General features: G+C 68.5%; 20 protein-coding genes. 12 read left to right on the top strand and 8 right to left on the bottom strand.

Going from position 1 to position 21,263, the window contains the following annotated elements:
- Positions 1-7: 7 nt before the first annotated feature.
- The 4 genes from JQS43_RS23110 to JQS43_RS23095 all read left to right on the top strand — a co-directional run bounded on the left by JQS43_RS23110 (position 8) and on the right by JQS43_RS23095 (position 3,190).
- On the top strand, positions 8-379 hold the full coding sequence (locus JQS43_RS23110) for a hypothetical protein (protein WP_239676463.1): 372 nt from the start codon (positions 8-10) through the stop codon (positions 377-379).
- A 126-nt stretch (positions 380-505) separates the two neighbouring features.
- On the top strand, positions 506-1,246 hold the full coding sequence (locus JQS43_RS23105; RefSeq protein ID WP_239676462.1) for an ATP-binding cassette domain-containing protein: 741 nt from the start codon (positions 506-508) through the stop codon (positions 1,244-1,246).
- Entirely contained in the window at positions 1,243-2,535 is a 1,293-nt protein-coding gene (locus JQS43_RS23100; RefSeq protein ID WP_239676461.1) for a hypothetical protein, read from the top strand. Before JQS43_RS23105 ends, JQS43_RS23100 begins: the two co-directional genes overlap by 4 nt.
- Before the next feature lie 70 nt (positions 2,536-2,605).
- On the top strand, positions 2,606-3,190 hold the full coding sequence (locus JQS43_RS23095) for a hypothetical protein (protein WP_239676460.1): 585 nt from the start codon (positions 2,606-2,608) through the stop codon (positions 3,188-3,190).
- Here the strand turns inward: JQS43_RS23095 and JQS43_RS23090 are convergent.
- The gene (locus tag JQS43_RS23090; RefSeq protein WP_239676459.1) at positions 3,165-3,530 is read right to left on the bottom strand and encodes a hypothetical protein; all 366 of its coding nucleotides are present in this window, start codon (positions 3,528-3,530) and stop codon (positions 3,165-3,167) included. The genes JQS43_RS23095 and JQS43_RS23090 overlap by 26 nt on opposite strands.
- A gap of 88 nt (positions 3,531-3,618) precedes the next feature.
- Here JQS43_RS23090 and JQS43_RS23085 point away from each other — a divergent pair, with 88 nt between their 5' ends.
- From JQS43_RS23085 to JQS43_RS23075, 3 genes are all read left to right on the top strand, one after another.
- Positions 3,619-6,333 carry a TPR repeat domain-containing protein gene (locus JQS43_RS23085; RefSeq protein WP_239676458.1) on the top strand — a complete coding sequence of 905 codons (2,715 nt, stop codon included), beginning with the start codon at positions 3,619-3,621 and terminating at the stop codon, positions 6,331-6,333.
- A 28-nt stretch (positions 6,334-6,361) separates the two neighbouring features.
- Positions 6,362-7,456 (top strand): hypothetical protein, encoded by a 1,095-nt coding sequence (locus JQS43_RS23080; RefSeq protein ID WP_239676457.1) that lies wholly within the window; start codon positions 6,362-6,364, stop codon positions 7,454-7,456.
- Positions 7,457-7,784: 328 nt separating this feature from the next.
- Positions 7,785-8,786: a polyprenyl synthetase family protein gene (locus tag JQS43_RS23075; protein ID WP_275580963.1), complete on the top strand. Its 1,002-nt coding sequence runs from the start codon at positions 7,785-7,787 to the stop codon at positions 8,784-8,786.
- Positions 8,787-8,866: 80 nt separating this feature from the next.
- On the opposite strand, the gene JQS43_RS23070 is transcribed toward JQS43_RS23075, so the two are convergent.
- Both JQS43_RS23070 and rarD read right to left on the bottom strand, forming a co-directional pair.
- Complete coding sequence (locus JQS43_RS23070) at positions 8,867-10,057, bottom strand: MFS transporter (RefSeq protein ID WP_239676456.1); 1,191 nt, start codon at positions 10,055-10,057, stop codon at positions 8,867-8,869.
- Positions 10,058-10,061: 4 nt separating this feature from the next.
- Complete coding sequence (gene rarD, locus JQS43_RS23065; protein WP_239676455.1) at positions 10,062-11,021, bottom strand: EamA family transporter RarD; 960 nt, start codon at positions 11,019-11,021, stop codon at positions 10,062-10,064.
- An 82-nt stretch (positions 11,022-11,103) separates the two neighbouring features.
- On the opposite strand from rarD, the gene JQS43_RS23060 reads away from it, so the two are divergent.
- Positions 11,104-11,967, top strand: coding sequence for an IclR family transcriptional regulator (locus JQS43_RS23060; protein ID WP_239676454.1), 864 nt, complete (start codon positions 11,104-11,106; stop codon positions 11,965-11,967).
- Between the two features lie 62 nt (positions 11,968-12,029).
- On the opposite strand, the gene JQS43_RS23055 is transcribed toward JQS43_RS23060, so the two are convergent.
- On the bottom strand, positions 12,030-12,440 hold the full coding sequence (locus JQS43_RS23055) for a phage holin family protein (RefSeq protein WP_239676453.1): 411 nt from the start codon (positions 12,438-12,440) through the stop codon (positions 12,030-12,032).
- A 244-nt stretch (positions 12,441-12,684) separates the two neighbouring features.
- Here JQS43_RS23055 and JQS43_RS23050 point away from each other — a divergent pair, with 244 nt between their 5' ends.
- Both JQS43_RS23050 and JQS43_RS23045 read left to right on the top strand, forming a co-directional pair.
- Entirely contained in the window at positions 12,685-14,274 is a 1,590-nt protein-coding gene (locus JQS43_RS23050; protein WP_239676452.1) for an SseB family protein, read from the top strand.
- A complete protein-coding gene (locus tag JQS43_RS23045) occupies positions 14,271-14,636 on the top strand; it encodes a hypothetical protein (protein ID WP_239679548.1) in 366 nt (121 codons plus the stop codon). The genes JQS43_RS23050 and JQS43_RS23045 overlap by 4 nt, the downstream gene beginning before the upstream one ends.
- Positions 14,637-14,670: 34 nt before the next feature.
- Here the strand turns inward: JQS43_RS23045 and JQS43_RS23040 are convergent, their stop codons facing one another.
- Positions 14,671-15,591, bottom strand: a complete 921-nt coding sequence (locus tag JQS43_RS23040; RefSeq protein ID WP_239676451.1) for an alpha/beta fold hydrolase — start codon at positions 15,589-15,591, stop codon at positions 14,671-14,673.
- Between the two features lie 29 nt (positions 15,592-15,620).
- On the opposite strand from JQS43_RS23040, the gene JQS43_RS23035 reads away from it, so the two are divergent.
- Positions 15,621-16,736 (top strand): C45 family autoproteolytic acyltransferase/hydrolase, encoded by a 1,116-nt coding sequence (locus JQS43_RS23035; RefSeq protein WP_239676450.1) that lies wholly within the window; start codon positions 15,621-15,623, stop codon positions 16,734-16,736.
- On the opposite strand, the gene JQS43_RS23030 is transcribed toward JQS43_RS23035, so the two are convergent.
- Both JQS43_RS23030 and acs read right to left on the bottom strand, forming a co-directional pair.
- Entirely contained in the window at positions 16,697-17,434 is a 738-nt protein-coding gene (locus JQS43_RS23030; RefSeq protein ID WP_239676449.1) for a DUF4389 domain-containing protein, read from the bottom strand. The genes JQS43_RS23035 and JQS43_RS23030 overlap by 40 nt on opposite strands.
- Before the next feature lie 128 nt (positions 17,435-17,562).
- Positions 17,563-19,527, bottom strand: coding sequence for an acetate--CoA ligase (gene acs / locus JQS43_RS23025; protein ID WP_239676448.1), 1,965 nt, complete (start codon positions 19,525-19,527; stop codon positions 17,563-17,565).
- Positions 19,528-19,583: 56 nt separating this feature from the next.
- Here acs and JQS43_RS23020 point away from each other — a divergent pair, with 56 nt between their 5' ends.
- Positions 19,584-20,324 carry an oxidoreductase gene (locus tag JQS43_RS23020; protein ID WP_239676447.1) on the top strand — a complete coding sequence of 247 codons (741 nt, stop codon included), beginning with the start codon at positions 19,584-19,586 and terminating at the stop codon, positions 20,322-20,324.
- On the opposite strand, the gene JQS43_RS23015 is transcribed toward JQS43_RS23020, so the two are convergent.
- On the bottom strand, positions 20,312-21,046 hold the full coding sequence (locus tag JQS43_RS23015) for a hypothetical protein (RefSeq protein ID WP_239676446.1): 735 nt from the start codon (positions 21,044-21,046) through the stop codon (positions 20,312-20,314). The genes JQS43_RS23020 and JQS43_RS23015 overlap by 13 nt on opposite strands.
- Positions 21,047-21,263 lie beyond the last annotated feature (217 nt).

Raw genomic sequence — 21,263 nt, 5'->3', positions numbered from 1 at the left:
AGGATCGATGGAGAGTCCGAGCTATCTGGAGGTCTACCCGGACGCGGTGATGCGCGCCGGTCAGCAGACCACCGACACCGCTGGCGCTTGGCAGACCTGGAGCACCCGGATCCGGATGCATGTTGGCCACACCGACAATGCGGTCCGCAGCACCCACATCTCGGCGGCGTTGGACGTCTTGGCGGAGCGGGTGGTGCCGGTGGCCGCACGCGTCGGTCAACGGGTCGCTGATCTCGGGGTGGTGACCACATCGGCTGGGGTGGTGGTCGCCGACAGCGATGGTGTGTCGGCCGAGCTGCTGCACCAACAGTCTGGAGCCGCGGCGGGGCAGGCGTCGGTCTTGAGCCGCCCGATCGACGGCTCCGCCGCCGCGGTTTGATGCAAGCCGCCGCAACCTTTCCGCAGGCTCCCCGCGTAAGGGGACGACCGCGATCGAAGCGGTACGGGTTGTAGTTTCTCCGTAAGCAGTGACTGGGTAAGTCTCGGAGTGGATGATCAATTGGGTGTGGTGCTTGACTCGGTAGCGCAGGGATACGGCAGGTCAACCGTCCTCGAAGCGGTAAGCCTGACGCTGCGGCCGGGCGTCACGGCTTTGCTGGGTCCTAACGGCGCGGGCAAGACAACCCTGCTTCGTACGCTGGCGACGATCAAGCCTCCCCGGAATGGCCGGATCTACGTCGACGACATCCAGGTCACCGGGGAGAAGTCCGCTCGTGATGTTCGTGATCGGATCGGCTATCTGCCGCAGGACTTCGGCTTCGACCCGCGGATGACGGTGGCCGACTTCGTGACCTACGCCGCTTGGCTGCGCGGGGTCCCTGCTACTGCGTGGCCTGACCGCGTCGCGGAGGCGCTGCAGTTGGTCGACCTGACCGATCGTCGCCGGTCGAAGATGCGGAGCCTCTCCGGCGGCATGCGGCAACGCGCCGGGATCGCCTGGGCGATTGTGGGACGACCCTCGTTGGTGCTACTGGATGAACCGACCGTGGGTCTGGACCCACGGCAACGGCTCCAGTTTCGCAAGATTGTTTCTGAGCTGCGCGACACCGTCGTGGTCCTCAGCACCCATCTGATCGATGACGTCGGGGCGATCTGCGACCGAGTGATCGTGTTGCATCAAGGATCACCCAAGTTCGACGGCACCGTGGCCGACCTGGAGGCGCTGGGCGAGGAGGGGCTGCCCGGCCACTCCAGACTGGAGCGGGCGTATATGCATCTGCTTCCGGCCGAGGAGCAGCTGCTGTGAGCGCGTGGTGGCTGCATCTCCGTAATTCGCCGATCCGGCTCGCGCTCCCCGTCCTGATCGTCTTGGATCTGGCGGTGTTGTTCCTGCGTAACCGGCACTGGATCGGAGTCTGGCCCGAAACCGGCGCCGCAGCGCAGGTGCCCGCGTACCTGCTGGGTGTGGTCGGGGCCGGTGCGGCGGCGTGGGCGGCCAGCGCGCCGGCGCGACAGGGGTTGCGGGAACAGTTGTCGTCGGCGCGGGTCCGACCGACCCGCGCCGAGGCCCACCAGTTGGGCGCCACCCTGACCATCATTCTGATCCCGTACCTGCTCGGTCAGGCGGTCGCGTTCGCGATGACCGCCCGGACATTTCCGCCGGGCGTACACCTCTGGTTGGGGTACCTCGTCCTCGGCCTATTCGTGCTGCTGATGTCGGTGGCGATGGGCTGGCTCTGTGGCAAGCTGTTCGCGCCGGTCTTTGCCGCGCTCACGGCCGCGCTGGGTTTCCTCCTGCTGATCGGGTTGCTGGACGCCTCGGCGGAGTTCGTCGTGGCCAGCGGCCGCCCCGATGTCGTCGTCGATCCGCTGTCGTTGGCGTGGCGACTGGCCGCAATCCTGGTGCTGCTGCTGGTCATGCTGTGGCTGCCCGGTTCCGGCGCGCCGCGGCAGTATCGGCGGCGAAGCCTGGTGCTGGTTCCCGTGGTCATGCCGCTGCTCGCCGGACTGGTCCTCACCGACGCCGTAGCCGCGAGGCAGCCGCCGGGCGACCGAGCCACCTGCATCGAAGGAGCGACAACGATCTGCGTCTGGCCCGAGCACGAGAAGTACCTGCCGCAGCTGGGGGAGGTCAGCGCGAGGATCGACCTGCTTCCCGACGCCATCGTGCCACCGCCACGCATCAATGAGATCGGGCTCGAGCAGACCCCCTACTCGGGCGGCGGTGAACCGCCGATCTCCGAGGGTGACTCTGCCCCTACCTTCTTCATCGCGGAAGGTAGTCCCTGGTCCTACGCCAGCACGATCAGTATTGCGATCGCGGCGTCGACCTTTGCGTACCAGGATGTCGAGGAGTGCAACTGGCGGCAGCTCACGCCGAGAGACCGGCACCGGCTCGGGGCGGTCGAGGCCTGGCTGGAGACCTATCTTGCGGATCAGGACACCCCGGACTACCAGACCAACGCCCCCGCCGAGATACAGGCGGCTTGGACAGCTGGGCGCGAAGTCGCCGGCTGGGATTCGCTTGCTGACCAGTTCGAGTGGGCCGAAGCGGAGGTGCACGAGCTTCGTGGCCGTTACTGCTCGGAGCGCTGACGAGTCCGTGAAGCGTCACCCGGCACGACTGTTCGCGGTTCCGAGACCGGCCCGGGCGACGCTTGTCGGGGTGATCGTTCTCGGCGGGCTCACCGCCTGGCTCGGACTGATCGAGGCGCCGCTGCCCGCCGCGATCGAGCAGGGCAGGGCGACGATCCCGATCTGGCGGCTGCTCGCGCTGGCCGCAGCGGTGCTGCCGGTCCTCGCGTTGGCCAGCCCACTGGCCGATCTGGAGGAGGTCGCGACCAGCCGGCTGCGGGCCGCCCAGCGGACCTACCTGGCCGTGCTCAGTCTCGCCGGGGCCGCTATCTACCTTGGGCTCTCGGCGCTGGCGGTGCCCGTGTCGGTGGTCGGGATGATGGCGCGTTCGTGGCTGGGCTGGTTAGGACTGGCCCTGCTCGCTGGCGCGGTCCTCGGCTGGCGGCTGGCCTGGACGTTGCCGGTGACCGTGGCGGTGGTGCTCTGGTACTGGGGGTTGCACGGGGAGCAGTACCGATGGTGGGAGTTCAGTGCCCGGCCGATCGCCGACCTACCAAGCCTGGTGGTCAGCGTCGCTCTCCTCAGCGTCGGCCTGGTCGCGTACGCCGCGACCCCGTGGCGACGTTCCCGCTGGCGGACTCTCCGGGCTGCTAGATCGCGGCGGAATGTGAGCTGATCGGCCGAGTCAATACCGACTGCTGGCTGTCTGCGGTCGCCGTTGACTGGGCGAGCAACGCGGAAGCGTCGTGATCCGCCTCGGTGATCACCACTGCGACGCTGCTGGTGTTTTGGCCTAGCGCGTCCACATCGTCGGCGATGTCCCGGGCGAACGGGCGCCACTGTTCTCGATACCGGCCCACCGCGATCGCCACGGTCTGATGGTGGACCGTGGCGGCGGCCGTGTCCAGCCGTGACGCGTACAGGCCCGCCAGTCCGCTCGCGTCCGTGGCGAATCTCGCCACATGCTGCCCCGCGGTGTAGACGTGGTCGGGTTCGACACCTACTTCGTCAGTCATCAGACTCCTCAGCTAGCGGCGATCATGGCACTACAAAGTGTAGCGTCAGTCGGGTACGATGTGTCTGTAGTGACCTGGGGGTAAGGGTGTGACGGCGATCCGGGAAGGTGGCCGTAGCGGCGGCGTCGCTGGCGAGTTCGATCCCTACCCAGTCTCTGCCTTCCAGGTGTGGTTGGTCGCGGAAGCGGTTTCCCAAACCGGGGGGGATGTGGAGCGGCTCGGAGACGATGTGAGCGGCGCCCACCAGCCAGCCCAGCAGGGCGTGGCGGGCCTCCTAGCAGTCCCGATGGTGGCTGCCGAGCGGCCCATCCACGACCGAGTCCGGCGCTGGTTGGCATCTGCGGTCTTCGCGGGTGGCGCAATACGCTGGTTCGGCGACGCCATCCACGACTATGACCAGGGCATCGAAGGGTTGAATCAACGCTGGCGGGACGCCCAGGCGAGTGACTTCGGCGTCAGCTATGACCCGCCAACGCCGCCAGACGGGTTCACGCGGGCGTACGAGGAAGCACACGCGGCCGAGCTGTCGCACGCGCGGCGCCAGCTGTGGCTTGAGCTGGAGACCGATCGCGTCAGCCGACTCGAATCGACGCTCGATGACATCGCCGACAGGGTCGCCCGAATGCTTGCGGCCGGTCCCGACGACGAGGATTCGGTGCTGATGCTTTTCCAGGCTGGCGCCTTGCCGATCGCTGCGCCGGTAGTGTTCGGCAGCGTCGATTTCAGCAAGACCGATCCCGAACTGCTATACCGGAACCTTCTCAGGAGCGGTCGGCTGCCTGATGTCGACGCTATGACCGAGGACGAACTCTTCGCCTGGCTGAAGGACCACCCCGCCGAAGCCGAACTCCTCAGCGCCGCGTTACTGCTTCCCGGAGAGCTGAGCGCTGCGGACAAGCGGGTCGTGAAAGCGCTGGCGAGGTACGACGCTTGGCACGTGGAGAGGGGCCTCGGCCTGGTCGCTGGGTCGGCCGGGCTGGCGCTGATCGGCAGCGGCAGCCAACGGCTGGCTGGGATCAATACCCAACTCGCTGCGGGAGACAGCCTATCCCCGGCGCAACGGACCTACCTTCACGCCTGGTACGACGGCGTGGGCGCGGACAACCTGGCCGCGCTCGACGACTACGTAACTCAAGCCACCTATGCGGAGATGGCCGGGCTCCCCGCTGACCCGTACGGATCTGTGGCCGAGACCAGGCTGGCCGAGAACCGCGACCGATTCCTCGCTCCGGTCGCTGACGGCATCATGAATCTTTCGAACCCGCAGCTCGGGGGGACCGACGACCTGGCCAAGATGCCGCGCGCAATTCAGGATCTCGTTACGATCCACATCGGCGGGATGGACCCGGTGACCGGGGCGCCGGTGGACGAATTCGGCCTGCCGGTCGGCTTTAGCCCGGACCTCGGGTCCTTCACTGTGGCCGGCCTGGATCAGTACAACGGGTTCGCCAGCTTGCTTTCGCGTACCACGGTGCTCGGTGGCGACGAGTTCACCCTAGCCTTGGGTGAGTCCGCATTGCGGGTCAAGGAGGAGCTGGCGGCGATTGAGCAGCAAGGATTGATCGTCATGCGCCCCCGGTTGGTGCTGGGCATGGATGAGCCCTACCAGGTCCTGCTCAACGCGGTCAGCGACGACTCCGGCGCCAGCACCATGTTGTCGCTGGTAGCCCGCAACCAGGATGTCGCCACCACCATGCTGATCGGCGATGACGATGACGATGACCTCCTCCCGCGCCTCCTTGGTGCACGCTGGTACGACGATCAGGGTGCCATCGACATCCTTGGCAGCGGCACTGCCCGTACCCCGGATGGGGTGGCACAGGCCGAGGCGGCGATGAAGGTGATGCAGGAAGTCGGCGGGCGTCGGAGCCACTACCTGTTTACGATGACCGAGGGCTTGGAGGACGCGGTCATCGATGTCGGCATCGTCTGGATGGACACCTTCGGTCACGACAGCCATCCTCGTACCGATTCGGCTGCTGGTATGTCACCCGATGTTCTCTCTCGGGATTCGCAGGCGGGCATCTACCTGTCAGCTGACGACCGCGACGGCTTTCTGGAGTTCATCGCCGCAAGTGGCGAGGGGCAGGCGGCAAGGTTCCGGGCTGCCTCCGTCGTCTACTCTGAGGAGCTGTTGGTCACAGCTCTGACAGACCCGGGGACGCAATCAGTGGAATCGGTGCTGAGACATATCGGCCGGCTTGACGGCGCAATCAGCGCTGCGGACTTCAACGTCGTTATGGAGCAGAGTGCCCACCGGGACGTCACGGAGACGATGGCAGCCGTGGATGCCCGCCGCGCGGGTGGCGTTGCCCTGGCCGCCGAGGTGGCGTTAAGTGCGGTCGGGGCCGCTGGCAGCGTGAAGAGCGGTGGAATCAGTATGCTGCTCGCCAGCGTGGCGGATCCGTTGGTGAGTTCCGCGATCGATGAGCTTTTCCCCTCAGAGGATGAGCAGGGACGGAGCAATCTGGAGCAAGCGAAGGATCACGCATACAATGACGACCGTCTAAGTGCACTATCGCAGCGAAACTACTTGATGGTTGTGGCCTATGACCGTGCGGGCCTTTTGGACCGCGACGATCCGTCGATCCAGTCCTTGTACGGCCCTGATGGGAATTTGAAGACCTACCAAGAACTTCTTAACAACGAGAATATCCTGCAGCATCTAATGGAGCTAGAGGACGCCCAAGACAGCGGAGCAAACCAGGCGGGCCTGGACGCAAACATGTACGACCAAGAGCGTGACCGGATTCATAATGGAAGCTGGACATCGGACCGGGACGGAGACCGCGTCTATGGCTAGCGGCATAAGATCCGGCCCAACCGTCGCGGTGGCGCTGCTGACCATCCTTCTCGTCTCTGGCGGCTGTTTCTGGACGACCGAGGAGGACGATCCGCGCGAACTCGCTATCGACCAGGCTGTCATTGGCCTGGACCGCCAGAAAGACGGAGAGCAAGCAGCGGCAGCGACCATTCGGGTCATGCAACAGGTGGCAGAGGAGGGTAACCGCTACCGAGAACCGCTTCCGCAAAGCACGGTTGACCTTCTTGTAGATCTCGCGATTGTATGGATGGACGCTTTTGGGCAGGCGACGATCCCAGAGTCTGTGTCCATGGTTGTCGAGGACCAGTATCCTGCTATCACCACTGGGATGGTGGGTATCCACCTGTCTGGCTCAGACCGCCAAGGCTTCCTTGAGTTCCTCGCCGGCTCTGGTGATGTAACGGCGGCGCGTTTCCGAGCCGCCGCTGTAGACTACCAGCGCGAGTTGCTTGCAGGGACATTGCGGAACGAGGATCTACCCCGACACAGGCAGATGCTGCGACACCTTGGCCTATTGGATGGGCACCTTAGCATCGCTGACTATCATTGGGCATTGGAATCCATGGTGGGAGTCGGCGAGAACCGATCAAGGGCGATTGTGGTGGCTGAACGGCGCCGAGGGTGCGGTATCGAGGTCGCGTTCGAGGTCGACGCGAGGATATCCGGAGCTGGCGGAATCGAGGCGGGAATTCCCGGCGGAAGATTCGTCTCCAGTAACGAGGACGGGATGATCCAGGCGGCCATCGAGGAGACGCTTGGAAGGGGCGAGTTCCTGGCGTGTCGCTCGTACACTGACGATCCCATCTCCGAAGCGGAGAGTGCCAGGACCCCACTTAGCGGGCAGCAGGCGGACCGCCACTACTTGCTGACCTGGTCGGCCAGCGGGGCAGGCATGCTTGACATGGAGGACCCGGCCGTTCAGACATTGCATCCTGAAAACCAGCTCATCTCTTACCATGACCTCCTTTCCAGCGACGACGTGCTGACCTATCTGATGGCGCTTGAAGACGTCCGCGGACTCGTAGCGCGTCAGCACCAAATCGATCTGTCGCACTTCGATGAAGCGCAGAACCTCGTCTACAACAGTCAGGTGACCAGGTGAAGCCGTGAGCGGCAATCCGAGGGTGGAGAGCTCCAGCCCTTCGATGCACTGACCGCCGGCAGTGACGCACGGACATACCTTCGGGCGCTCACCCGGACCCAGCGAACGGTGGCGGAAGAGATCGACCTGGAAGTTGGAGTTTTCGTCACCGCTCAACGCGAAAACTACACCAGGCTTATCGAACTCGGCCTGTGAAGCGTCCCGGAGCTTTCGCCGGGTGGTGGGGAAGGACGGAGAGTGGCTGGTGGGGCGGGTGGGCGTCATTGCGACCACCGTGTGAGGTACCTCCGGCACCGGTGGTTCTGCTGCGTGTGGCATCGTTGAGGGCGTGTTCGACATCGCGGACGAGGCCCTGGAGTCCTCCATCCTGGCGATGCTCGAGGAGATCGAGACATTGCTGCGGGACGGGGTGGCCAGCGCGGACCCGTTGGTCACCGAGGCGGCTCAGCATCTCGTCGTCGCCGGTGGTAAACGGTTCCGCCCGATGCTGGTCGCGGTCGGTGGGCAGCTGACCGCTGGCTCCGGCCATGACGCGGCGGCCCAGCGGGAGCTGGTGCTCGCCGCCGCCGTCGTGGAGCTGACTCATCTGGCGACGTTGTATCACGACGATGTCATGGATGAGGCCGCCGTCCGGCGGGGTGCGCCCAGCGCCAACCAGCGGTGGTCCAATTCGATCGCGATCCTGGTCGGTGACTACCTGTTTGCGCGGGCGGCGGATCTCGCCGCCGATCTGGGGCCGGAGGCGGTGCGGATCCAGTCGCGGACGTTCGCCCGGCTGGTGCACGGTCAGATCGCTGAAACGGTCGGTCCGCGCGGGGACGACCCGATCGCCCATTATCTGCAGGTTGTGGCGGATAAGACCGCTTCGTTGATCGCGACGTCGGCCCGGTTCGGTGGGATGTTCGGGGGCGCCGAGCCGGCGCAGGTGAGTGCGCTGGCCGAGTTCGGCGAGACGATCGGGGTGGCCTTCCAGCTCTCCGATGATCTGCTCGACATCTCCTCGGATTCGGCCGCTTCCGGCAAGACCCCCGGCACCGACCTGCGCAAGGGGGTGCCCACCCTGCCGGTGCTGTACGCGCAGGCGGGGACCGACGCCGACGCCGCCTCGGTCCGGTTGCGGGAGATTCTGGCCAGCGGCCCAGTCGAGGATGAGGCACAGGTTGTCGAGGCGTTGGGGCTGCTGCGGGAGTCGGCGGCGTTGAAGCGGGCCCGGGAGACCGTGCGGTGGTATGCCGAGCAGGCGCGGGCCACACTTGCGCCGTTGCCGGATGTGTCGGCGCGCCGGACGTTGGCGTCGCTCTGTGATCTGATCGTCGACCGGACCGGCTAGGCGGGCGGTCGGCCGATCGGCCGGCGCCGACGGAGGCCAGCCGGCTGGCGGTGCCGACCGAGGCCAGCTGGGCCGGTGGTTCAGCCGCTGCCGGCGGCGACCAGGATGCGGTCCCGATGGCTGCGGAGCAGTCGTTTGCCGAGCAGGATCAGCGCTGACGCGACGAGCATCGCCACGCCCGCCCCCAGCCAGGTGGCCGGGTAGCCGGCGGCGGCCGCGGCGGCGCCGAAGATAAGCGGCCCGAAGCAGCCGCCCGCGTACACCCCGGTCTGGGTGATGGAGGTGGCGGCGGCCGGCGCGTGCGGATGGAGCTGAACCACCGCGAAGTTGACCAGGCCGGGGAAGGCCCAGCCGAAGCCGAAGCCGAGCAGCACGCCGATCACCAACGCCAGCTGGCCGGGGACGGCGAGCAGGCCGAGGCCGACCGCGCCGATCGCGAGGAGGACGGCGACGGTGGTGACGTCGCCGTGGGCGCCGCGCCGGTCGGCGAGCCAGCCGCCGGCCACCCGGCCGGTGAGGCAGGCGAGGCTGCCGAGGGTGAGGGCGAGGCCGGCGGTGGCCGGGCTGGTGAGGCCCTGGCTGACGGACGAGTCGACCAGGAAGACCCCTAGCGCGCCAGCGCTGGCGGCGCCGAGCGCGACAGCCACCCCGATGACCACCAGTGCGGCTGTCGCCCGGGGCGCGGCCTCGGCCCCGCCGCCTGATTGGCGCGCTCCGGCGGCGGGCAGGGCCCGGGCAGGTGGTACGAGCAGCAGCGCACCGGCTGCCGCGCCGGCGATGATGACGAACGCCCATCGCCACCCGATGGTCAGCGCGATCACCGGTACGGAGGCGCCAGCGAGCAGGGTCGCCGCCGGAATCGCTGCCTGTTTTATCCCGAATGATAGTCCTTGTCGGCGGGCGGGGACGCGGGCCAACATCGTGTTCGCCGCCAGCTGGCCGAGCGAGTTCGCCGCGCCGCCGGCGGCGAGCAGCGCCACCAGCGCCGGGTAGCTGCGGGCGGCGACGGCGATTGCCAGCAGTGAGGCGACCGCGAGCACTACCCCACTGCGGGCGGTGACCGTGGCGCCGTACCGCTCCACCAGCGCACCCGCCGGTATCGAGGTGACGGCGCTGACCCCGAAGTACACCGAGACCGCCAGGCCGAGGCCGGCCGGGCTGAAGTCCAGCTCCGCCCCGATCTGCACCGCCAGGCCGCCGACCAGGAACACCGGCACCACGCAGGCGATGGTGGTGGTGACCGCGGCGATGGCGGTACGGGTCGGGGTCATCTGTTCAGCGTTGCACGTCGGCGGAGGGGGCTTCGGGGGTGCAGACGGTCTCGGCGTCGGCCTTGGCCTGCGCCGCGGTCGCGGCGGCGCGCTGCCGGGCTCGGCGCAGACCATCGGCGGTGAAGATGGCGAGCGCCAGCCAGACCAGCGCGAAGCCGGCGAGCCGGGTCGGCGGCATCGGCTCGGCAAAGAGCAGCACGCCGAGGAGGAACTGCAGGGTCGGGGCGAGGTACTGGAGGATCCCCAGGGCGGTGAGCGGGATCCGGTTGGCCGCTCCGGCGAAGAAGAGCAGCGGGACCGCAGTGATCGCCCCGGCCAGCAGCAACAGGATCAGGTGCCCGACCCCGGCGGTGCCGGCGGTCGCCTCCCCCTGGGCCGAGAGCCACCACAGGAAACCCAGCGCCGGCAGGGCCAGGATGCTCGACTCCACCAGTAGGCCAGAGACCGCCGGTAGGCCGAGCTGCTTCTTGAGCAGGCCGTAGCAGCCGAAGCTGCCCGCGAGGATCAGCGCGATGTACGGCAGTCGACCGTGGTCGATGGTGAGCACGGTGACTGCGGCGGCGCCGACGCCGAGGGCGGTCCACTGCGCCGGGGTGAGTCGTTCCCGTAGTACCAGCACGCCGAGCAGCATGGTGACGAGCGGGTTGATGAAGTACCCGAGCGAGGCTTCGACGACTCGGTCGGTGGCGACGCCGTAGATGAAGGTGCCCCAGTTCAGCCCGATGAGGATCGCCGCGAGTGTGAGACCCGCCACTGCCAGTGGTTGACCGGCGAAGCCTCGTAGGGTGCTCCAGCCGCGGATTACCAGCAGGACCAGGGCGAGGAAGAGCACCGACCACACGACCCGGTGGGCGAGGATCTCCAGGGGGGAGGACGGTTCGAGAAGCTTGAAATAGAGTGGGACGAAACCCCACAATCCGTACGCTGCCAGTCCAAAAAGGTACCCCCGTTGCAGCGCACTCACTCGCCAGACGGTACGGCCGATCGAAGGGTGTCGCCCAACGGTGTCGTTTCTTTATGGTGGAGGTCACCTGGGAGGTGCTGCGGTGATCGAACAGTGGCTGACCGGACCACGCGGCCGGGGCAGCGCCCCAGCGCCTCGTGATCTGGTCCAGAGTGTCCGCCGGGCGGTCCAACTGCTGGAGATAATCGGATCCGAGCCCGGCCTGAGCGTGAAACAAATGGCGCGGCGGCTGGAGATGAACCCCACCACCGCGTACCACCTGATCCGTACGTTGGTCTACGAGGGTTACCTGATCCGGGGCGAAGTCGGCAACTACACCATGGGGCCGGCGGTCTCCGACCGGTTTCGCGACCTCGCCCGCTCGCTACGCGGGCCGGACCACGTGACGCTGGCGATGCGCCGGGCCGTCGTCGAATCTGGCTACAGCCACTATCTCGCCCGACTGGTCGGCGGCCGGGTCACCGTTACCGCAGTGGTCGAGGGCCCGTACTCGCCGTGGCTGGAGGACCTGGTCCCCGGCTTCGATGACGCCGCGCACGCCACCGCGATGGGCAAAGCGATGCTGTCACTGCTGGAGCCGCATCGCCGGGAGCGTTACCTCAAAGAGTCCGGTATGCGGCCGTTCACCGAGGCCACCGTGACCGACCCGCTGGCGCTGGACGCGGACCTGGCCGCCGGCCGGAAACGCGGCATGCAGATCGACACCGGGCAGTTCCGGCCGGGGGTGGCCTGCGGCGCGGTGCCGGTGATCAGCGACGGACCGCTGGATCAGTTGGCGGTGCTGGGGTGTTCCCTGCCCCTGCGGGACTTCATGCACTCGGCGAAGGAGCTACGGACCCGTCTACAGGCGACAGCCCGGCGGTTGGCCCCGTTGCTCTGCGGCGACGTCGACCAGTCGCCGCCCGAACCGGAACCGCCATCGTCGGGCGACGCCAGCGAGTCCTGAGTCGGTGCGACCGGCGGAGCCGCCCCGACCGTGGTCGGAGCGGCCCAGCGGTTCGGCCTACCTCACTTTGCCCGGACGAAGATGTTCAGCAGCCAGCTCACCACCCCGATCACCAGCGCCCCGAGCACCGCCGAGAGGAAGTTCTCCACCTCGAAGCCGATCCCGAAGACGCCGCTGATCCAGGCCGTCAGCAACAGCAGTGCGCCGTTGACCACGATCGCGATCAGCCCGAGCGTCAACGTGTACGCGGCGCAGCCGATTGTTCGGATGATCGGTTGCAGGACCGCGTTGACCACCCCGAAGATCACCGAGACCAGCACCAGTGTGCCGAACCACCCGGCGCTGAACTGCTCGTCGGTGAGCGTGATCCGGGTGTCGACCCCGAAGACCGACGAGATCGTGTTGGCGGAGAAGAGCAGCGCCGCTACCCAGAGGGCGACCGCGCTGATGAGAAGTCTCAGCAACAGTTTCATGTCCGAGGATGCTGCCATGGCGTCGCCGCCGCGTGGGGGCGGGCCGGAGTAGATCCACCGCCCGGCCAACTGTGCCGACGGCACGGCCACGATTGCTCGTCGCGGCTGATTGCGCGAGCCGGGTTGGCGTGCGAGCGTATCAAGGGAACGTCCGGAGCGTTGGACTACACGATCACGCCGGGCAGTGGGTAGGTTGTAGGGCGGCGGACCGCCGCCGTTAGCGAGTGTGGTGAAGGGGGTGGCCGTGACCGAGTGGGCGCCGGCCACCGAGGCCGAAGCGACCATGCGAGATGCGCTACGAGCCGAGGACCAGGAGCAATACTTCCGAATCCTCGCCAGCGCCGAGCTGCTCCTCCCGGTCTCGGCGGAAGCGTTGGCGGGCCGGGAGCCGATGGGGTGGGGCACCTGGACCGCGAATGGGCGGACCCACGTGCTGGCCTTCACCTCCTCCGAGGCCATGCGGTTCTGCCTGGCAGAGCACGCCAGCTCCGCTCGCACCATGCCGTACCAGGAGCTCGCCGCCGCCTGGCCCAATCTGGACTGGTGGCTGGCGGTCAACCCGGGCCTGCCGATCGAGGGCTACCTGCCCGCCTGGTTCGTCACCCAGCTCGCCCGCGGCGACACCCGGCTGCCTGGCCGGGGCGGCAACCGGCAGGAGGCGGCGGCCGCGGCGGAGCAGAGCGGCCGCTCCGAGCCATGGGGTCGGGCGTCGGTGCCACCGGCGCCGACCGGGGCGTCGCATCGGCCCGCGGTGCCGGCGCAGCCCGGCCCGGCCGGGCCGGAGTCGGACGCCGACCCGGCGGTCGATTCGGCTTCGCCGGGCGTCGGCCCCGCCGGGGAGCCAGCGACGCCGCCAGCGGCACCGGAGGTCGAGTTCGGCGCCGGGTTCACCCCCGCCAACGAGCTCGAGTCGCAGCTGTTGACCGCCTCCGCGGCCGGCCGCATCGACCACTACCTCTCCACTGTGCTGCTGGCGAAGGTGCTGCTGCCGTCGGCCGACGACGCCGACCCGGAGCTGCGCCCGAATGAGCCGGGTTACCAGTGGCGGGTCGAGAAGCTCGACGGCGAGCCGGGCGTGGTGGTCTTCACCTCGGCGGAACGGCTGGTGGAACACCTGGAGACCGAGGCGCCGAGCCATGCGATCAGGTTCATGCAGCTGATCCGGACCTGGCCGGACGAATCATGGTCGCTGTCGGTCAACCCCGGCACCCCGATCGGCATCCTGCTGCCCGGCCGGCAGATCGCCGGGCTGGCCAGCTCCGCCGCCGAGGTGGGCCTCGACGACGACGCCGGCGAAGCGCGCGAGACCGGCGCGGACGCTGCCAACGCGGCCGGTGCCCGGGCGGTGGCGCAGCCGGTGCCGATGCAGAAGGTCGTCGCGCCCAGCCAGGTCTCCTGGTATCTGGAGCGCAGCTATGACCGGGTCTCCGGGTTCGTGCAGCGAGAAGGCGAGGTGGCGCACCTGCGCAGCCCAGCCAAGCTGGTCGACGGGCTGGGGCTGCGCTACCAAGGTTCCCCGTTCAGTCCGGACGACGAAGAGGTCTATGTGCTGCGCTGGCCGGCGTATCGGCCGTCGCTCTACCGGATCCCGTACGGCGGGCGCAGCGAGGCCGCGATGGCGGCGATGGAAGGCTGGGTCATCGAACGCCCCCCGTTCCGGGGCAACGGGTTCGCGCCCTCCGAGAGCGAAGATGTCATCGCCGAGTTCAAGGTGGACAGCATCCGGTTGCCGCACGGCGCGCAGCTGTGGCGGCTACGGGCCGACGGCACCTCGCAGCTGGTGGCCCGACTTGACGCGGACGGCCCCACCTGGCACCGCAACGAGGAGAGCTGATGCGGGACGGGTACGTCGCCCGCTGGCAGGGCATCGAATATGAAGCCAGCCCCGACAATGGTTCGGTGCGGCTCTACCAACCCTCCCCGGCGGAAGGGTTCGACAAGGTCCGCGATGGCCGCTACGTCCAGGTGGTGCCGGTCGCCGAGATCGAAGATCTCGCGTACGTCCGGACCACCTGTTCCTGGCGTGGCGAGCCGTTCATCGTGCTCGCCGAGTACGAACAGTGGCTGCGGGTGGAGTACACCGGCGGCCGGGCGCCGGTCGCCCAGCAGCTCGGCATGGAAGAGTTCGAGTACGGCGTCTACCAGGGGTGGATCCCCGCCGCCGAGGTTGCCGACCTGCGCGAATACCGGGTGTAGCAGCTGCCGGAGCGCGTCCCGGGCGACCCGACGGTTACGGTTTCACCCACCGGAGCACCTCGGCGGCGACCAGGTCCGGGAACTCCAGATGCGGGAAGTGCCCGGCGCGCGGTAACAGTCGCCACTCGTATCCGGCGATCACATACCGGCCGGAGCCCAGTGCGGTGCGGGGCAGCACCGCGGTATCCAACTCGCCGTGCAGCTGCAGCGTCGGCGTGACCAGCGGCTGCTGCAACAGCTTCACGAACCGGTACCCGTGTAGCCGCAGCACCGACCGGAACGCCCACCGGTACGCCTCCAGCGCGCAGAATGCGGCCTGCGGGATCTGCATCGCCTCCCGGCAGCGGGCCGAATACTCGGTGAACTCGGCGGTGGCCTGCCAGTCCGGGCCGCTCCACCGGTGCAGAAATTCGCCGACCATCGCGGCGTCGTCGCGGGTGAGCCGATGCTCGTAGCGGGGCAGCTGAAATCCCAGCACCGGGGAGGCGGCGCTGAACTGGCCCCGCGGGTCGACCACCACCGCCGCCCGCATCCGCAGCGGATGCGCCGCACCCACCACGATCAGCCGCCGGACCAGCTTCGGATGGAACGCCGCTGCGGTCCAGGCCATCATCCCGCCGTACCCGGCGCCGACCAGCGTCGCCGACCGTTCGCCCAGCGCCCGGATCAGGCCGGTGGCGTCGGCGGCCATGGTGTAGCCGTCGTAGCCCCGCGGCGGCTTGTCGGAGGCGCCGTATCCGCGCAGGTCCACCGCGACCGCCCGGTAGCCGGCGTCCGCGACCATCGGCAGCACCTTGTGCCACGCCCACCAGAACTCGGGAAAGCCATGCAGAAACATCACCAGCGGGCCGGTGCCCGCCTCCACCACATGGAACCGGGTGCCGTTGGCGCTGACGAACCGGTGCGTCCACGGCCCTTCTATCAGCACGCAGCTGTCGTCCACGCCCGCAGCCATACGCCTCAGCATAGGCGTAAGGTGTCCGGATGACGCTGCCCTACGTGTCGGTCGCGGGCACCCCCGGCGAGTGCGGCGCCGCCTACGGCTCGGCCGCGAGCGTCCAGATCGCCGAAAATCTCGACGCCTACCAGCGGCGATTCGCCGATCAAGCAGGCCTCGACCAGGCCGGCCGGACCGCCGCCGGGGAGGCGTTCCGGGCCGCCACCCAGGCCCATCACCCCCGCGTGGCGGCGATGCTGGACGGCGTGGCTGCGGGGGCCGGGGTGCCACCGGCCGAGATCTACGCCCTCAACGCCCGTACCGAACTGCTGTACGGGCAGCCGGTGTCGCCCGCGGCCGAGGGCTGCACGGCGATCGGGGTGCTGGGCACCCACACCGCGACGGGGCACCTGCTGCTCGGCCAGAACTGGGACTGGCATCCGGACCAGCGCGGCGCGATGCTGCTGCTGGAGACCACCGACGAGCGTGGGCTGCGGGTGCTGACCCTGGCCGAGGCCGGCATGCTCGCCAAGACCGGCCTCAACTCTGCCGGGGTGGGCCAGTGCCTGACCATGCTCGCCTGCGACCGGGATGGCCTCACCGACCCGCCCGGGGTGCCGTACCACGTGCTGGCCCGGGCAACGCTGGAGGCGGACTCGTTGGGCTGGGCGATGCGTGCCGCCTGCCGCAGCCCGCGCAACGCCTCGATCAACCTGCTGCTCGGCCAGGCCGGCGCCGCCGCCGACGATGGTGAGCTGATCGATCTGGAGCTGGTCCCCGGCGACGTCGGGTGGCTGCATCCGGTCGACGGTCTGCTCACCCACGCCAACCATCTGGAGGCCGCCGTGCCGGTCTTCGACAGGCAGAAGGAGTGGGGTGGCTCGTCGCTGTTCCGGGCCTCCCGCGCCCGCCGGCTGCTCGCTCCCGCGGTGACCGCCGGGAAGGCCGACCCAACCGACCTGGCGACGGTGCTGGCCGACCACGCCAGTTACCCGCACGCGATCTGCCGGCACGCCGACGACCGGCTGCCGCCGCTGGAACGGTCGGAGACGGTCTGTTCGGTGCTGCTGGACCTCTCCGCGGGCCGGTTCGGGATCAGTAACGGCCCGCCCTGCGCCACCCCCTACGAGTGGTATGAGCTGCCCGGGGCCCCGGTCGGCTGATCCACCGGCGGCGTGGCCGCAGCCGGGTCGGTGCCCCCGAGATCGAGCCGGAACGGTGGATACTGGTCGGTGAGCAGCGCTGCGTAGCTGCCCACCCGGAAGACCCACCGGTTCATCCCCAGCACGAAGTCGAAGATCCCGCCGGGGTAGCGCCCGGTGAAGAGGAGCACCACGGCGGCGAAGAGCACCAGCAGGCCGATCAGGCCGAACATGGGGCCGTTCTGGTCGGCGCTGCGGCCGGCCGCCCAGCCGCCGCCGACGAAGAACCCGACCACCAGGTAGTGCGGGATCGCCAGCAGCCACCACTTGACCAGCACCAGTCCGCGCGAGAGCCGCTGCGGATACGCGACGGTGTACCGGGCCGGGTAGTCGATCACGTCGGCGAGCCGGAAGGGCGGGTATCTATCGGTGCCCAGGGCCCCGTAGCCGTAGAACGCGACCCGCCACGCCCAGCGCAGTACGCCGGTGTTGAACTCGAAGATCGATCGGGGATAGCGGGCGGTGATCAGAATGGCGAAGAATGCGACGATCGTCAGGATCAGGAACGCCAGCCACAGGAAAAACAGGATCACGTAGTGCGGGATCAGCAGCAGCCACTTCACCAGCCACAGCCATCGGCGCAGGTCGGGAGCTAGGTCACCGTGCAGCTGCACCGGGTACGCTGGCCGGTCGACGCGAATCGGATTGTTCGGCGCCATCTACTCAGTCTGACGAGCCTGCGCCTTCCTCGGCGCGTATTCGCGCAATCCAGCCCGCACCGCTCAGGAATCACCGGGGCGACGGGCGATCTTGGAATCCGCGAACCAGACCGCCCGCCGCCGAGTTGTCAGTCGTCGTCGGCGTTGCTGCTCTGTATTCCGGTGCTGATCAGCTCCATCACCGACGAGTCTTGCAGGGTGGTCACGTCGCCCAGTTGGCGGTTCTCTGCCACGTCCCGCAACAACCGGCGCATGATCTTGCCGCTGCGGGTCTTCGGCAGCTCCGGCACCAGCAGGATCTGCCGCGGCTTGGCGATGGCACCCAACGCGCTAGCCACATGGGTACGAAGGTCGCTGGCGAGCGACTCGGAGCCTTCGATGTCGCCGCGGAGGATCACGAACGCGACGATCCCCTGACCGGTGACCGGGTCGGCCGCGCCGACCACGGCCGCCTCAGCCACCGAGGGGTGGGAGACCAGCGCCGACTCTACTTCGGTGGTGGAGATGTTGTGCCCGGAGACCAGCATGACGTCGTCGACCCGGCCCAGCAGCCACAGGTCTCCGTCGTCGTCGAGCTTGGCGCCGTCGCCGGCGAAGTACATCCCGTCGAACCGTGACCAGTAGGTGTCGATGAAGCGCTGGTCGTCGCCCCAGATGGTGCGCAGCATCGATGGCCAGGGCTCCCGCAGCACCAGGTAGCCCCCGCCGCCCGGCGGCACCGACGCGCCAGCGTCGTCGACCACGTCGGCGGCGATGCCCGGGAGTGGTCGCATCGCTGAGCCCGGTTTGGTGCCGGTCACCCCAGGCAGCGGCGAGATCATGATCGCGCCAGTCTCAGTCTGCCACCAAGTGTCCACGATGGGGCACCGGCCGCCGCCGATCTGTTCCCGGTACCACATCCAGGCTTCGGGGTTGATCGGCTCACCCACCGTCCCTAGCAGCCGCAGCGACGAGAGGTCGTACTTCGCCGGGATCTCATCACCCCACTTGGCGAAGGTCCGGATCGCGGTGGGTGCGGTGTAGAGGATGGAGATCTGGTACTTCTGGACCAACTCCCAGAACCGGCCCCGGTGTGGGGTGTCCGGGGTTCCTTCGTACATCACCGAGGTAGCGCCGTTGGCCAAAGGTCCATACACGATGTAGGAGTGTCCGGTGACCCAGCCGATGTCGGCAGTACACCAGAAGACGTCCTGCTCCGGCTTCAGGTCGAAGACCGCGTGGTGGGTCCACGCCGCCTGGGTGAGGTAGCCACCGGTGGTGTGCAGGATCCCCTTCGGCTTTGCGGTGGTGCCGCTGGTGTAGAGGATGAACAGCGGGTGCTCGGCGTCGAACGGTTCGGCGGTGTGCTCGACATCGGCGACATCCACTGTGTCGTGCCACCACACGTCCTGATCGTGCCATTCCACGTCTTCTCCGGTACGCCGGACCACCACTACCCGTTCCACGCTGGATGTCCGCGCCACCGCTTCGTCGACGACCGGCTTCAGCGCGTGTGGTTTGCCGCGGCGGAAGCCGCCATCGGCCGTAATCACCAGTCGGGCGCCGGCGTCCTCGATGCGGCCCGCCAACGAGTCGGCCGAGAAACCACCGAAGACGACCGAGTGGGTGGCGCCGATCCGGGCGCAGGCGAGCATCGCGACCGGCAGCTGCGGAATCATCGGCAGATAGATCGCGACCCGGTCGCCGGCCCGTACCCCGAGTTCCGTCAACGCGTTGGCGGCCTGCGACACCTGCCGCAGCAACTCGGCGTAGGTGATCGTCGCGGTGTCGCCGGGTTCCCCTTCCCAATGAAACGCGACCCGGTCGCCGTGCCCGGCGGCGACGTGGCGGTCGACGCAGTTCTCGGCGACGTTGAGTTGACCGCCTACGAACCACTTCGCGAACGGCGGGTTCGACCAGTCCAGCGTCTGCTGCCAGCGGGCCCGCCAGGTGAGCCGGTCGGCGGCGGCGTCCCAGAAGCTCAGCCGATCCTCGGACGCCGTCTGATACGCGTCGATCGTCACGTTCGCTGCCGCGGCGAGTTCCGGCGGCGGCTCGAACCGCCGGTTCTCCCGTAGCAGATTCTCCAACGTCGTTCTCTCCGGCGCGCTCATCTCCTGCTCCTTCGGGTTGGCTCGGCAGGCAAGGGTGACTCCGTTACCGTACGACGATGGCTGAAGATCCGCTGTCCGCCCTGTCCCAGCTGGCGGATGTGGCGCCGGCGTTGGCGAGCGCCCGGGCCGCTGTCGATGACGCGTACCGGCATCGGATGCTGCGCCGGCGAGGGGGCGAAGTGGCTGCCGAGGTGAGCCTGCGGTCCGCAGTCGCCAGCGCGGCGTTGGCCGGTGGCCGGTACGACCTGGCCGATGCGCGCAGCGGCGTCGTCACCGATCCGTTGCTGCACGGGGCGCTGCGCTGTGCGCAGGCACTGCCCGGGTTGGCGGAGCAGTGGCGGCGGGCGCCCCGCCAGGTGCTTGCCCGGCTGCACCTGCTCGCGGCCCGCGGTGTGGTCGCGGACGAGCTGCTGGGCCGACCGGTGGGCACCGAGCAGCCGCCGGTCGCGGCCCGGCTGGACGCGTTGGTCGAGGTCATAGTCGCCAGCGGCGGGCAAGGCATGGTACGGGCCGCGGTTGTACACGGGGAATTGTTGGCACTGGGGCTTTTCCCCGGCCCGAACGGCGTGGTGGCGCGGGCGGCCGGCCGACTGGAGTTGCTGAGCAGCGGGCTTGATCCGCGCGGCCTACTGCTGGTCGATGAGGTGCACCTGGCTCGGGAGCCTGAGTACGTGGGTAGCGCGGGGTCGTTCGCCACCGGCACCCCGGACGGTGTGCGCGCCTGGCTGCGGCACTGCGCGACGGCGGTCGAGCAGGGCGCGGGCGGGGTCGCGGAGGTCGCGGACTATCTCGGCTGACCGCCGGGGTCGCCGGGCGGTGGCGGTCCGGGCGGTGGCGGCCCGGGGGGTGGCGGCCCGCCGAACGACGATCCCGGCGGTGGTGGTCCGGGCGGTGGTGGTCCGGGTGCTGGCGCCGCCGAGGGGGGCGCTGGCGGCGGAGACCGGCGCCGTCCGCCGATCGGCAGCTCCGGCCCGACCGTGAAGTGGTTGAGCACCGCACCAACCAGCAGCAGCAACGAACCGATCAACATCAGCACCGCGCCCCAGCCGGTGTCGAGCGCCGAATCCGCCGGCTCAAAGGTGGGATCGAGCTGGGAGATCCGGCGGGCACCGAAGACCGCGTACTTCTCCGAGGTGACGAACCCGAGCAGGACCGCGACCAGGAACAGCGCCAGCCCTACCTCGATCTGTCGTAGCCGGAACCCGAACAGGTGCGGGTCGCGTCCCAGCACCACCCGCACGATCGCCGCGGCGATCGCGAGCAACGCTGCCACCACCACGAAGGTGGTGAGCGGCACCATGAAGGTCTGGGGAGACCAGGCGCTGAAGTGCGGCGAGATCTCGGGCGCGAACGCGAACAGGCTCTCCTGCGCACGAGGGCTGTAGGACACGAAGGGCGCGAACGAGAAGGCGACGACGAACACTGCGCCGATCAGCACCAACAGGTCACCGAGGTGTACGCGGAGGCGACGCCGGCCAGGCGTGTCCGGTTCCATGCCCCCGTGGCTGTCTTTCGCCATGATTCAGCAGCTTACCGGTGATGTGGCGAGACCAGGGGCCGATGGGGCATTTACCGGGATGTCGGAGCCGAGACGCCGGATGTCCCGGTCGGGGCTGCCACTGCACGCGAGGACGGCGCCCCATCAAGTGAGGCGCCGCCACCTGCACGTCCAGCCGGGTTACCAAGCGTGCACCATAAAGTGTCGTCGCCGGCCTCAGCGGGCCGACGCGACCGCC

The organism is Natronosporangium hydrolyticum (assembly GCF_016925615.1).
GTDB lineage: Bacteria > Actinomycetota > Actinomycetes > Mycobacteriales > Micromonosporaceae > Natronosporangium > Natronosporangium hydrolyticum.
The sequence above is the reverse complement of the archived record's forward strand: the minus strand, read 5'-3'. Positions and strand labels throughout refer to the sequence as shown.